Consider the following 12,285-nt stretch of genomic DNA (forward strand, 5'->3'; position numbering starts at 1 on the left):
GGCGTGAATGGGCAAGACGATCGTCTGCGCGCGTGGCCTTTGGTCTGCCACCCCACGTGTTGACATCCGAACTCACTGTCAGGCGGGTGACGGGGGCGCACTTGCCGTCCATCCACTCAAGCAAGGAGCGTAGCCATGTCTTTCAAGATTCTCTGCTGCGACGGCGGCGGTATCCGCGGCGTCATCACGGCGATGCTGATCCAGGATCTGGACAGGAGTTTCGGCATCGTCGCAGGCGCGAACGGTTTCGCCGGCACTTCCACCGGTGGCCTGATCTCGCTGGGCCTGGTGAACAAAGTGAGCATCGACAAGATCGTCAGCGTCTACCAGAACGATGGCTCCACCATCTTCAAGCCCAACGGCTGGCTGCTGGACGCGCAAGCCAAGCAGCAGGACCGGGCACCGGCGCAGTCGACAGAAGACCTGCTGGGCAGCGGTCCGGGCATCTTCAAGTGCCAGTACGTCAACACCGGCTTGCAATCAGTCGCCCAGCAACTGGTGGGCAGCGGCGGTGCGCTGTCCTCGGCGAGCCGCTTCGTGGCTGTCAACTCCGCGCGGCTGTGGGATGCGAACCAGAACAGCTGGGCGCCGTGCACCATCTCCAACGGCCAGAGCAACGCCTATCGCGGCATCAGCATGGTGGACGCCGCGCTGGCCACCTCGGCCGCGCCAACGTACTTCCCTCCGTACCAGATGGGGGACTTCGGCTACTTCGCCGACGGCGGCACCTTCGCCAACAACCCCTCGATGACGGCGATCGTGGAAGCGATCTACCAGGGCTACGCCACCGCTCCGTCGGACATCGTGATGCTGTCGCTGGGCACCGGCGTCAATCCGGTGGGTGTGCCGCCCAGTTCCGTTTCCAATCCGCTGGACTGGGGCGTCACGCATTGGCTGTGGCCGTTCAGCGACGGCGTGGTGCCGGCTACTGCGCTGCTCAACCTCACCATGGATGCCACCGCGGAGTTGGCGGCGACCCAGGCCGGCCAGCTGCTCGGCAATAACTACATGCGCGGCAACGTGCCGCTGGCCCAACCGTTCGGCCTGGACGACTACAAGAACGTGGGCGAGCTGGTGAGCGCGACGCAGAAATACATCGAGAGCTCGCCCGAGTGGGCGTCGGTGCGCAGCTGGGTCCAGCAGAACTGGACTTGAGCGAGGCGGGCGACGTCGGGTGGCGATGGATCCGGCGGGACTCGATGAGCCGGGCGGCGCGGTGCTTCAGCGTCTCCAGCGACAGGCTGAAGGCCGGCGAATCCTGTCGGCGGCTCGGGGTGATCGATGGATGTGGGAGCACGGGAGGCGGGCATCCAGTCGTCCAACAAAAAGAGGCAAAGGCACAAATGCAAGCGTCGCGCGCTGCGGCGACGTTGCTCGCGGAGGGCACGGGTACGTAGTTCCAACTGGGCAACGCGAGACGAAGCATCGAAGGAGAAATAGCATGGCAGATCCGGACATCGAGGTACTTGCTGCGGCCGCGGACTTCGACCCCGCATTGCGAGCCAAGGCCACCGTGCTGGGAACCTTGGCGCGCAAACGCATCGGTGCAAGAAGCGCGAGGCGTGAAGATCTGTTCGCGGCCATCGCACAAGGACACCCCTTCGTGGGGAACGACATCGAGGTGCCGGTCGCACGCGCGGGCGAGCTCGGTTTGCAGACTGCATTGCTGCGTGCGTTCGCGGGTACGTTCAAGCAAGGCGAATCGGCCAGCGCCCAAGTGGGGCCTCGTCACGCACGGCGTCGGCTTGCTATCTCCGAACTGCTGCGTCGCTGGCAGAGTAGTCGTCACATCGTGAGCATCACCGATCTGCACGTGCGCGGCACGAGGCTGGAGCGTCTGATCGACACCGATCGATTGTCTGCATTCAACCTGCTGCCGCTGGGTTCCGAAACCATGCGCAGGCAGGAAATGATGACGCTGGTGATCAGTTCGCGCGGAAACGTCACCGATTCACATTCGGACGATCCAGACGGCAGCAACCACTGTTTCGTCGGCAAGAAGCTGTGGTTCGCATGGGAGACCTTCGAGGGGCAAAGGGCCGGCCTGCAGGACTGCTCGCGCGACGTGATCAACAAGAGCGCGCACTTCGACCTCGACACCTTCAGCTCGCTCAAGAGCGCCAGATGGTGGACCGTCGGTCCCGGCGAGACCCTGTTCCTGCCAGGTCGCCTCTCGCACCGCGTGGTGACGCTGGAGCCTTACATCGGCATAGGCAGCTTTTACTGCACACCTGCCTCGTGCCTGGAGAATCTCAGCCGTTGGTACAAGCACGGTGCCCTGTGGTCGCTCGACGACCCCGACGGCGACAACGACGGATTGGTCGATGAGATCGCCACGATGATGACGCGCAAGCTGCGGCGACTGGCCCACCAGGCTGCGCGTGGACAACAAAGGTGGGGCATGGACTTCATTGAGCTGGCGTCTGTCCATTGGCGCCGTCGGTGGACGGAGGCTCAGCGACGAAAGCTGATGACAAATCCGCAGTTCGCCCGCCTTGTGCATGTGCTCGATCACCTGGCAAAGAGCGGACCCTGTCTCGATTTCACGTCCGGCAAGAAGTTGAAAATTTCAAAGGTACGGAGAAACGACATGAAAGACAGCCGGCTGCCAGAGCGGCAGTACACGGGGGGGCGTCCAAGGCCGAGCCTGTGAGATTGTCGGCGTCGCTCAGCGAGCACGAAGCGGCACGATGTTGGCCTTGCTGCACCTGCAGCGGCGTGATCACTTGAATGCCTGGCCCACAAGAAACAGGACTGCAGCGCCACGGCCCAGCTGCCGCACGGGTCTATTTGTATCGTAGTAGGCCTGAGTACGAAGCTCGACAATCTGGAACTCGCTCTTGTTCTTCTCTCGACTGCCGAGTTTCCTGAACAAATCCATATTGCAGAGAAAACCGTCATTCAGGAATGCAACCGTTGGGCACTCCATGACACGCTTCATGGAGACGTCGTAGTACGGCAGTTCCAGGCTCTGAATGGTGCCAACGGTGTTGCCGCCATCCGTGATGATGGGGAAGATCGTGGTGCATTGAAGCAGGCATTTCTCGAACTCGACCATTGGCAATCGGTCGCACTTGTGGCTGACCACGTTCTTGCCTTCCGTGACCTCCAATGCGTGGGTGCCAAAGTTCAGAATGATGATGCACTCTTCACAATTCTTGAAGGCATCCGTCTTCTTGGGGGCCAGTCCTATGTAGGTGACAAGAAAGAAGACGGCGGACTTGTCCACCGTCGGAAAGTATCTTGCCTTCAATCCCTTGTAGTCCTGCGCCTTTTCGATCTGTTTCCAGTTCTCTGTGTGTGGCTGGAAAGGTAGCGCATGGTCGAGCAGCAAACTGGTCTCCACCTGATTCCTGCGAAGAAACGGGCCGACGAAGAGATGCTTGCAAAAGGGCGGAGGCAAGTTCATGACCAGCGCAGGCACCTTGCGCAGTTGCGAGTTGAAGTGGCGAAGCCGTATCTCGATGCCAGGGACGATCAGAAGATCGTAGTCCCCGCCCACTTCTGCGGCCACATAGCCTTCGCTGAAGATCTTTGCCACAACGTCGTGGTTTCCGGAGACCTGGACATGCACCGTGTATCTGTGGCGCAGTGCATTCCAGATGTTCTTTGCATTGACGACATTGCCGGTGCCAGGGCTCTCGAAGATTTCGATCACGATGCGTTTTCGCCTCGGCAGAACAAGCGGAGCATTGCTTCGCACGATCGTGTTGCAGCGTGGGCATGCATTGCGAATTGGCGCAGGCACCGGCAGAGCCGAGACCTTCATGCAGGAGAAGCACTTGTAGAGCCTGAGGCCCCTTCGACAGTACGGGCACGCGCTGGGGGCGTCGGTCCTCACGTCCTCGACCTGGATGTATCTTGCGCAGTATGGACAGGTGGTCTGCGGCATCGTGTCCCTTCCCAAACATCTCGTCAGTGCAGCCCAAGGCCACAGCGCCTTGCGAAGGCAGTCTGTGGGGCAGGAACTGTTGGCGCCATGCGCTTCACGCCCATGGCACAGACCCACGAAGACAAGGCACCGAAAGTCGCCTGATCGGGCTTTACTGCGCGAGACCGCCGGGCGATACCCGGCAATTTTTCCATTTGCGCCCCAGGCCTGCGGCCACCCGCGCGCCCCCATTCGGAGCGGGAGAGACGGGGCCGCGCCCCGCAGCCGCATTTCGGCATGGCCAGTTCGGGCCCGTGACGTCCGGCAGATCAGGCCCCTTCTCTAATGTGTCCCCGAGGGTGACTTGTTCCCGTCTTGAGACATCGCACAACGCATTTGGTGATCGCTGTAGCCGCATCCCCAAAGCGCCACATGGTCTCGATCGAGTCCTCTCGACCCGGTTGCGCGGGCTGCACGCGCAAAACCGATATGCGGGCGTGGGCATCGGTCTCTTCCATCAACTCCTCGCCTGCGGCAAGGTGGAAGTGTCGATGCAGAAGGCAAACGCCGAACCGTGCTGTCTTGCCATGACGCTTCAGTACCTCCCCCATCTCGCGCAACACCGCGTAGTCGGCATCACCCAGGGGATCGGCCTCTTCAATGTTGGGCAACCGAGACCATTGAACCGCTTCGAGGACGATGGTTTCCATAAAGTCTCCTTGAGTTCGCAAGTGATCGTGCAGGAGTGGCATAGAACGCCAAAGGCGACTAGCTCGGATTTGCTGCTTTCATCGGAGAGAAGCGCTCGTCCCTTCGCGTGATCAATGGGAGGGTGCGGCTGGCCGTCAGCCAAGATATCCCGAATGCGATCAAGCCGACGGCTTCTCCATAGAACACCAGTCTCGGTACTGAGCGGGAAAACGCGCCGGCCAGAAAATGATCCAGAGCAAGTACTGCGATGGAGAGTGCAATCGTGATGCCACACGCGGCATAGATGGCGGCACGGACATTGGCCTGCGGGTAGCCCTTCGCCCGCGCGCGTCGATAGAACGCATGGCAGAAATACGTGAGGGTCAGGAACATCACCGCTGCAGACAAGCCGTGCACATAAGGCACGAGCGCAGCGTGTGGCTTGCATTCGCATGGAAAGAGAGCGACGCCCAAGGCCGCAATCGCCGCCACCTTGCTGAGCACCATCTCCGACAGACTGAGTCCGTTGTACGACAGCAGAAATGCCGCGATGGCGAACAGAAAGCCGATGAATACGGCCTGAGACCATCCGCCCTGGTAGTACGACGCGCTGATTGAGTCGATGGCGTCTTTTGCGAATGCACTGGTCAGACCCGCAAGGCTGAGCGCCACGACTCCGACGATGAGCTTGGTCGTGCGATGGTCAATCTCTTCACGCTTTGGCGCTGTTGGCATGAAAGAAACCCTCCTCGGCGAAAGGCACTGGGCGACGCGGAACCATCTGCGCGGAGTCACCCGTCAGGTGATCCAGAAGATGGCGCATGGTAGGCCGCTTGGTAGCGAACGTCATCCCATAAACGATTGAGGGCCGGTGACCTCAGCGTTATCGCTGCGGATGAAGAGCTTCACATCCTCGCCGCTCGGCTTGCGCGGCACAACGACGTCATAGCCTCTTGCCTTAAGCGTTGCGGCAGCCTCCTTGAGGTCGGCCTCGATGGCACGCAAGGCGTCCTCGCACGGCAGGGTGATCGGTAAAGACCACATCGATATCGACCGACAGGCGGGGCATATCCTGTACAAACAGGTTGAGCGTCGTGCCGCCTTTCATGGCAAACCGCGACGAACTGAATATCGTCGGGGCGATGTCGATCAACAGGCGAACGGTATCAATGTATTCCTGTTTCATGCTTTGAGATCCAGTCTTTCGCCGCCTTTGGAGACAGCCACCCACCGTGGTGCGCCGCCCCTGATGTCACTGTATGTTTTCGCTAGGGAAGGTCTTATATGGGCGCCTCCCGGATCGCAAGGACGTTGATGCGTGATGGGGCTGGAGGCTGGGCTGCAGTCTTATATCCGGCCTGTTCTGCAGGCTGGCAAGCCTGCTGGCCCTGATGGCATTCGCTGACGAGACTCCCATCTGAACATCGAGCTCAAGGCTCAACTTCCCTACCGGAGTGCTCCCGTCCCGGTCCGACCTGTCTGGCCCATCACACTGTGGCGTCGCTCGCTCTCCTAAACTGTGTCAGTCAATCGGTTACGCGGCTTGCCATGATGCGGCTCGCCATTCCTGTCCACGAGCGAGTACGGCCCAGATCGTTCGAGCGATCTTGTTGGCCACTGCAGCGACCACAACGCTGTAGGGCCTTCGCTTGAGCAGCGCAGCAAGCCACGGCCATGTGGTTGCTCGATCCGACCGGACGATCGCTCGGGCTCCGTGCATCAACAGAGTTCGCAAGTAGATGTCGCCTCGCTTGCTTATTCCAAGCTGCCGCACATGCCCGCCCGTGCCGGTTTGCCGCGGCACCAGACCGATCCAGGCAGCGAACTCCCGACCATCTTTGAACGCCGTTGGCGAGCCCATGCTGGAGACGACCGCCGTGGCCGTCATGAGCCCGACGCCGGGAATCTCGGCCACTGCCTTGCAGGCACTACTCTGGCGAAGCTGCTGCGCGAGGCGACGCTCGATTGCTCCGATGTCGGCCTGCAGTTGCCCGATGCGCCGCACTTGTTCATGCAGGCTGTCGATCAGTATCGAAGGCAATCGTTGTTGCGCCTGCTCTAACGCTGTCGGCAACTCCTTCATCAACGCCTGATGACCTTCGGGCAACACGATTCCGAACTCATAGAGAAGCCCGCGCAGCTCATTGGTCTGCATGATGCGTATCTTCATCAACTGCGCTCGCACACGGTGCAGCGCCAGAACCACTTGCTGCGCCTCGCTCTTGAGAGCGACGAAGCGAGCGCCAGGCTGGCGAGCGGCCGTCCAGATCGCCTGCGCATCAGCGGCATCGGTCTTGTTCCGTTGCACGAACGGTCGCACCATCTTCGGCGGCAACAGTCGGGCCTCGTGTCCGAGCTTTACCAACTCGCGACCCCATTCGTGCGCGCCGCCACACGCCTCCATTGCAATTAGTGCGGGTTGCCTGGCGGCGAACCACTCGAGCATCTGCGAGCGCTTCAGCTTCAACCGCTCGATGCTGCCGGTGTCGGCATCGACCCAGTGCAGCTGGAACACCTTCTTGGCGATATCGATTGCAATGACGTTAAGCTCCATGATGGATCCTCCGATCAGTGGTTGAACGCAACCTCCACTCTGGCACAACGATGCCGCTGCGGAGGACCCACCTCCTCGCGGCGCTCGCTGGTCAGCCAAAGAGGGAGGCGCCCATGCCATCTGAGCAGGTCACAAATTGGCGTGCGCTGAGGGCCGATGGTGTGCATGGTGATGAACCGCATCGCCGGATGCCTCGAAGCGACAAGACCTGCCCCTCATCCAGCGCCCTCAGACTGAGGCTGTGTGGAAACAGCTGCATTGAAGGGGCGCGCAAGATCCGTTGGACCGGCGGACTCAGTTCCTACCGGAATTCTCGGCCGTCTCGACAAGACGCGAGTCGGCTCCTACGACTTCATCTCTGCAATCAGGGTACTTGCGCCGAGGATCTTGATTGCTCGCTTGAGGTTGTAGGCCAGAACCTGCAGATTCATCTCGGTTTTCACGTTCGGCAAGGTCTTCGTCAGGAAGTGCGTGGCCCCCATCCACGCTTTCAGGGTGCCGAACACGTGTTCGATCGTTCGTTGCCTGAACTTTGAGGCCTCGGGCGCAGCATCTAGACGTGCCTGGACCTTTTCCAGGACCTCCTCGTACTCCCATCGACTGATGCGCCTGGCTGGCGCCGGGGTGCACTGCGGCTTCAAGTGACAGCCGCCACAGTTTGATGTCCAGTACTTGCGCAACGCCTTGCCGTCCTCAATGGCGGTGAAGCGGTAGATTGCGATCTCGCCCGCCGGACACCGGTACACATCCCGTCGCTTGTCATAGACGAAGTCTCGCTTGTCGAATCTGCCCTCGAACTTGCTGTTCGACGTCAAGGGCTTCGGGACAAGTGTCGCAATGCCCGCACGTTCGCACTCCAGAATCCCGTAGCCTTCGAAGTAGCCTCGATCCGCCAGCACGATTGGTTTGGGGTGTTCGATGGCCTCTTGAGCCGCCTTGGAGATGGCGGCCAGTTGGCCTCGATCGGTTACTGCGTTGGTCACCTCATGGGCGACGATCATGTGGTGTTTTGCATCGACCGCGGCCTGGACGTTGTAGCCTACGACTGCTGAGCCAAGTCGGGTGGTCGCCATCGAGCGGGCATCCGGATCGGTCAGCGAGATCTGTCGCTCTTGCGTGGACTGAAGCTGCCGCTCGATGGCAGAGATTTCACGCATCTGTCCTTTGATCTTGGCTACCTTTTCCTGGAGGCGCGCAACACGCTCGGGGAGAACCATCGCTGGATCTCGGTCAGCTCGATCAAGTTCGGCAAGGTATCGGCCGATGCTCTGCTCGAGCTGCTGCATCCGCACCTGGAGCTTGTGCTCGTTGAAGTTCTTGTCGCGGTTGTTGACGCCCTTGAACTTGCTTCCGTCCACGGCGATGACGCCGTCGGCAAATAGCTTGAGCCGGCGGCACAAAAGAACGAACTCTCGGCACACCAGACGAATAGCGTCACCATGATCTCTGCGGAAGTCCGCGATAGTCTTGAAATCAGGGGCCAGGCGCCCGGTCAGCCACATCAACTCCACATTGCGCTGTGCCTCACGCTCCAGGCGTCGACTGGATTGCACTTGGTTCAGATAGCCGTAGATGTAGATCTTCAACAGCACTGAGGGGTGATACGACGGCCGCCCGGTGGCCGCAGGTTCCGCGCCTTCAAAGCCGAGCTGATAGAGCTTGAGTTCATCGACAAAGACATCGACTACGCGGATGGGGTTCTCTTCTGAGATGTAGTCGTCAAGGCACTCTGGCAGCAGCGTGGTCTGGCTTCGATCCCCTGGCTCGATGAATCGCTTCATGTGGCAACCCAGTTCGTGGCGTTGTCTCAATCTAGGCGACGGTATTCACGGATTCAATGCGTTTTCACACAGCCTCGACTGTTTGCGGACGCACCTGCTCCATCATCGCAATCAGCTTTCTGCGGGCCATCCACAGGTTCGACAGCGCAAACAGCGTGATCACATGCGCCGTGTTCTTGGCCAGTCCCTTGAACCTCACCTTCACGAGCCCGAACTGCCGCTTGATCACCCGGAACGGGTGCTCCACCTTCGCCCGGATGCTCGCCTTCTGATACTCCAACTTGCGTGCCCTGGCCTTGGCGCGGCCCTCTGGCATCTTCGCCATGTCGCTGGGTCGGCCCGCGATGTGCCATTGCACACCCCGCTTCACACGGCTCTGCGCTCCCCGGTAGCCCGAGTCCGCCCATACCGCGTCCTCTTTGCCGTGAAGCAGGTCGCCCACCTGTTCCACGTCGGCCTCGTTGGCCGCAGTGGTCGTCACCGTGTGAACCAGCCCCGAGTCCGCATCCACACCGATGTGCGCCTTCATCCCAAAGTGCCATTGGTTTCCCTTCTTCGTCTGGTGCATCTCAGGGTCTCGCTCGCCGCTCTCGTTCTTGGTGGAACTGGGCGCCGAGATGATCGTGGCGTCGACGATGGAACCTCTCTTCAGCAGCAGCCCCTTCCTGGTCAGGTGGGCGTTGACCTGCTTGAAGATGTCTTCGGCCAGATCGCTGGCTTCCAGCAGGTGGCGGAAGTTCAGGATGGTCGTCTCATCGGGGATCGCCTCCAGACCAAGTCCGGCGAACGTGCGCAGCGAGGCGATCTCGTACAAGGCTTCTTCCATCGCCGGGTCGCTCAGGGCGAACCAGTTCTGCATCAGGTGCACGCGCAGCATGGCTTGCAACGGGTAGGGTCGACGGCCTCGGCCTGCCACTGGGTAGTGGGGTTCGATGACCTTGAGCAGCGCCTTCCACGGCACCACCAGTTCCATCTCGCCAAGGAAGACTTCGCGCCTCGTCTTCTTCCTCTTGCCCGCTTGCTCGGCATCCGCAAAACTGATCTGGCTCATCGCTCTTGCTCCTTTGCAGGGTTCAGCCCCTCATGCAAGAAACGTGCTCTTGATCAGATGGCATGGGCGCCTCCCTCTTTGGCTGACCAGCGAGCGCCGCGAGGAGGTGGGTCCTCCGCAGCGGCATCGTTGTGCCAGAGTGGAGGTTGCGTTCAACCACTGATCGGAGGATCCATCATGGAGCTTAACGTCATTGCAATCGATATCGCCAAGAAGGTGTTCCAGCTGCACTGGGTCGATGCCGACACCGGCAGCATCGAGCGGTTGAAGCTGAAGCGCTCGCAGATGCTCGAGTGGTTCGCCGCCAGGCAACCCGCACTAATTGCAATGGAGGCGTGTGGCGGCGCGCACGAATGGGGTCGCGAGTTGGTAAAGCTCGGACACGAGGCCCGACTGTTGCCGCCGAAGATGGTGCGACCGTTCGTGCAACGGAACAAGACCGATGCCGCTGATGCGCAGGCGATCTGGACGGCCGCTCGCCAGCCTGGCGCTCGCTTCGTCGCTCTCAAGAGCGAGGCGCAGCAAGTGGTTCTGGCGCTGCACCGTGTGCGAGCGCAGTTGATGAAGATACGCATCATGCAGACCAATGAGCTGCGCGGGCTTCTCTATGAGTTCGGAATCGTGTTGCCCGAAGGTCATCAGGCGTTGATGAAGGAGTTGCCGACAGCGTTAGAGCAGGCGCAACAACGATTGCCTTCGATACTGATCGACAGCCTGCATGAACAAGTGCGGCGCATCGGGCAACTGCAGGCCGACATCGGAGCAATCGAGCGTCGCCTCGCGCAGCAGCTTCGCCAGAGTAGTGCCTGCAAGGCAGTGGCCGAGATTCCCGGCGTCGGGCTCATGACGGCCACGGCGGTCGTCTCCAGCATGGGCTCGCCAACGGCGTTCAAAGATGGTCGGGAGTTCGCTGCCTGGATCGGTCTGGTGCCGCGGCAAACCGGCACGGGCGGGCATGTGCGGCAGCTTGGAATAAGCAAGCGAGGCGACATCTACTTGCGAACTCTGTTGATGCACGGAGCCCGAGCGATCGTCCGGTCGGATCGAGCAACCACATGGCCGTGGCTTGCTGCGCTGCTCAAGCGAAGGCCCTACAGCGTTGTGGTCGCTGCAGTGGCCAACAAGATCGCTCGAACGATCTGGGCCGTACTCGCTCGTGGACAGGAATGGCGAGCCGCATCATGGCAAGCCGCGTAACCGATTGACTGACACAGTTTAGGAGAGCGAGCGACGCCACAGTGTGATGGGCCAGACAGGTCGGACCGGGACGGGAGCACTCCGGTAGGGAAGTTGAGCCTTGAGCTCGATGTTCAGATGGGAGTCTCGTCAGCGAATGCCATCAGGGCCAGCAGGCTTGCCAGCCTGCAGAACAGGCCGGATATAAGACTGCAGCCCAGCCTCCAGCCCCATCACGCATCAACGTCCTTGCGATCCGGGAGGCGCCCATATAAGACCTTCCCTAGGGGAGCCCAGGGAAGATCAAGCTCTTCCGAAAGGGCCCGCGCCAAGCGAACCACCTTGATGCGCGTTGTGTGAGCAAGAAGGTTTTCAAGGATGGGCAGGCGGAGATTGCGCACGCTCTCCACGAGGTCGCGGCTATCTTGCGCGGGGGTTGTCCGGCACGATGAGCTGCGGCACGCCACCAATGAAGCTCAGGGCACGCGCGCAGCCCTGGAGCCAGTCGGTCATGGTCTCGCCCGGCGTGGCGCAGGCGAAGGTGTAGCTGGAGGCGCCGAGCGCGGCCACGAAGATGTGTGCGCGGCTCTCGTCGACGAGCTCGACCGTGGGGCCGGCGTAGTCGACGAAGAGCTTCTCGCCGGCGCGGTGGATCTGGCGCATCGAGCGCTTCAGGCGCAGTGCATAGCGCCGATACCGCTCGCAGAACTGGCTGTAGCGGTAGGTCGGCTGCCCGGGGTGGGCCGCGACGTATTCCTCCCACAGCAGCATGAGGGTCATGCCCTTGCGCCGCAGCTCCTGGTGCACGCGGCCGTAGTCAGGCAGCACGTAGTGCGAGGGACGCTCCAGCCGGCCTTGCACGACACGACGCTCCAGTGCCGTGTCGCTGAGCGTTTGAATGGTGGGCCAGTCCAGGCCCGCGACGCTGGCAAGGCCGACGTACTTGGCCACGACGCCCTTGGAGATGCCGAGTGAAGCCGCGATCCGTTCATGGGAGAGGCGGGCTTCGAGTTTGAGACGAAGGACGTCTCTGATCTTGCGCATGTTGATCCTTGGTGCGGGCAAGCCTGTCTCCGGCAAAAGCCGGGCAGGCTACCCGCATGGGGTGGATGAAATGCGCAACACCAACACGCTGACGTACGCCAGCGTTCCGCTGCCGTGA

Annotated in this window: 12 protein-coding genes and 1 pseudogene; 4 read left to right on the top strand and 9 right to left on the bottom strand. The window is 61.1% G+C overall.

Annotated elements, in window-relative coordinates; translation table 11 throughout:
* Positions 1 to 135: 135 nt before the first annotated feature.
* Positions 136 to 1,155 carry a patatin-like phospholipase family protein gene (locus ACTG4X_RS35225; protein ID WP_440534468.1) on the top strand — a complete coding sequence of 340 codons (1,020 nt, stop codon included), beginning with the start codon at positions 136 to 138 and terminating at the stop codon, positions 1,153 to 1,155.
* A gap of 286 nt (positions 1,156 to 1,441) precedes the next feature.
* Positions 1,442 to 2,653, top strand: coding sequence for a hypothetical protein (locus tag ACTG4X_RS35230; RefSeq protein WP_440534469.1), 1,212 nt, complete (start codon positions 1,442 to 1,444; stop codon positions 2,651 to 2,653).
* A gap of 69 nt (positions 2,654 to 2,722) precedes the next feature.
* On the opposite strand, the gene ACTG4X_RS35235 is transcribed toward ACTG4X_RS35230, so the two are convergent.
* The 7 genes from ACTG4X_RS35235 to ACTG4X_RS35265 form a co-directional block, all read right to left on the bottom strand.
* On the bottom strand, positions 2,723 to 3,769 hold the full coding sequence (locus tag ACTG4X_RS35235) for a hypothetical protein (RefSeq protein ID WP_143696846.1): 1,047 nt from the start codon (positions 3,767 to 3,769) through the stop codon (positions 2,723 to 2,725).
* Between the two features lie 431 nt (positions 3,770 to 4,200).
* Entirely contained in the window at positions 4,201 to 4,581 is a 381-nt protein-coding gene (locus ACTG4X_RS35240; RefSeq protein ID WP_097201062.1) for a hypothetical protein, read from the bottom strand.
* A 58-nt stretch (positions 4,582 to 4,639) separates the two neighbouring features.
* Positions 4,640 to 5,296: a hypothetical protein gene (locus ACTG4X_RS35245; RefSeq protein ID WP_097201063.1), complete on the bottom strand. Its 657-nt coding sequence runs from the start codon at positions 5,294 to 5,296 to the stop codon at positions 4,640 to 4,642.
* Between the two features lie 223 nt (positions 5,297 to 5,519).
* Positions 5,520 to 5,747 carry a nucleotidyl transferase AbiEii/AbiGii toxin family protein gene (locus ACTG4X_RS35250; protein WP_257015129.1) on the bottom strand — a complete coding sequence of 76 codons (228 nt, stop codon included), beginning with the start codon at positions 5,745 to 5,747 and terminating at the stop codon, positions 5,520 to 5,522.
* Between the two features lie 348 nt (positions 5,748 to 6,095).
* Positions 6,096 to 7,115, bottom strand: a complete 1,020-nt coding sequence (locus ACTG4X_RS35255; protein WP_440533397.1) for an IS110 family transposase — start codon at positions 7,113 to 7,115, stop codon at positions 6,096 to 6,098.
* 344 nt (positions 7,116 to 7,459) lie between these two features.
* The gene (locus tag ACTG4X_RS35260; protein ID WP_440533506.1) at positions 7,460 to 8,896 is read right to left on the bottom strand and encodes an IS1182 family transposase; all 1,437 of its coding nucleotides are present in this window, start codon (positions 8,894 to 8,896) and stop codon (positions 7,460 to 7,462) included.
* 64 nt (positions 8,897 to 8,960) lie between these two features.
* On the bottom strand, positions 8,961 to 9,947 hold the full coding sequence (locus ACTG4X_RS35265) for an IS5 family transposase (protein WP_440534470.1): 987 nt from the start codon (positions 9,945 to 9,947) through the stop codon (positions 8,961 to 8,963).
* A gap of 177 nt (positions 9,948 to 10,124) precedes the next feature.
* Here ACTG4X_RS35265 and ACTG4X_RS35270 point away from each other — a divergent pair, with 177 nt between their 5' ends.
* Positions 10,125 to 11,144: an IS110 family transposase gene (locus ACTG4X_RS35270; RefSeq protein ID WP_440533397.1), complete on the top strand. Its 1,020-nt coding sequence runs from the start codon at positions 10,125 to 10,127 to the stop codon at positions 11,142 to 11,144.
* A gap of 212 nt (positions 11,145 to 11,356) precedes the next feature.
* Here ACTG4X_RS35270 and ACTG4X_RS35275 read toward each other — a convergent pair whose 3' ends face one another.
* The gene (locus ACTG4X_RS35275; protein WP_440534471.1) at positions 11,357 to 11,590 is read right to left on the bottom strand and encodes a type IV toxin-antitoxin system AbiEi family antitoxin domain-containing protein; all 234 of its coding nucleotides are present in this window, start codon (positions 11,588 to 11,590) and stop codon (positions 11,357 to 11,359) included.
* A pseudogene (gene istA / locus ACTG4X_RS35280) lies at positions 11,550 to 12,188 on the bottom strand (IS21 family transposase); the annotation flags it as partial. The pseudogene istA and the gene ACTG4X_RS35275, both read right to left, overlap by 41 nt.
* Between istA and ACTG4X_RS35285 the strand changes: the two are divergent.
* The gene (locus ACTG4X_RS35285) at positions 12,160 to 12,285 is read left to right on the top strand and encodes a hypothetical protein (protein ID WP_257015159.1); all 126 of its coding nucleotides are present in this window, start codon (positions 12,160 to 12,162) and stop codon (positions 12,283 to 12,285) included. The pseudogene istA and the gene ACTG4X_RS35285 sit on opposite strands and share 29 nt — an antisense overlap.

The organism is Variovorax sp. YR566 (genome assembly GCF_051992195.1).
In the GTDB taxonomy this organism is placed as follows: Bacteria; Pseudomonadota; Gammaproteobacteria; order Burkholderiales; family Burkholderiaceae_C; genus Variovorax.

Coding starts and splice junctions, on each gene's coding strand:
- ACTG4X_RS35265 (WP_440534470.1), bottom strand. CDS start 9,947: ATGAGCCAGATCAGTTTTGCGGATGCCGAGCAAGCGGGCAAGAGGAAG.
- ACTG4X_RS35260 (WP_440533506.1), bottom strand. CDS start 8,896: ATGAAGCGATTCATCGAGCCAGGGGATCGAAGCCAGACCACGCTGCTG.
- ACTG4X_RS35240 (WP_097201062.1), bottom strand. CDS start 4,581: ATGGAAACCATCGTCCTCGAAGCGGTTCAATGGTCTCGGTTGCCCAAC.
- ACTG4X_RS35245 (WP_097201063.1), bottom strand. CDS start 5,296: ATGCCAACAGCGCCAAAGCGTGAAGAGATTGACCATCGCACGACCAAG.
- ACTG4X_RS35235 (WP_143696846.1), bottom strand. CDS start 3,769: ATGAAGGTCTCGGCTCTGCCGGTGCCTGCGCCAATTCGCAATGCATGC.
- ACTG4X_RS35230 (WP_440534469.1), top strand. CDS start 1,442: ATGGCAGATCCGGACATCGAGGTACTTGCTGCGGCCGCGGACTTCGAC.
- ACTG4X_RS35270 (WP_440533397.1), top strand. CDS start 10,125: ATGGAGCTTAACGTCATTGCAATCGATATCGCCAAGAAGGTGTTCCAG.
- ACTG4X_RS35255 (WP_440533397.1), bottom strand. CDS start 7,115: ATGGAGCTTAACGTCATTGCAATCGATATCGCCAAGAAGGTGTTCCAG.
- ACTG4X_RS35250 (WP_257015129.1), bottom strand. CDS start 5,747: ATGAAACAGGAATACATTGATACCGTTCGCCTGTTGATCGACATCGCC.
- ACTG4X_RS35225 (WP_440534468.1), top strand. CDS start 136: ATGTCTTTCAAGATTCTCTGCTGCGACGGCGGCGGTATCCGCGGCGTC.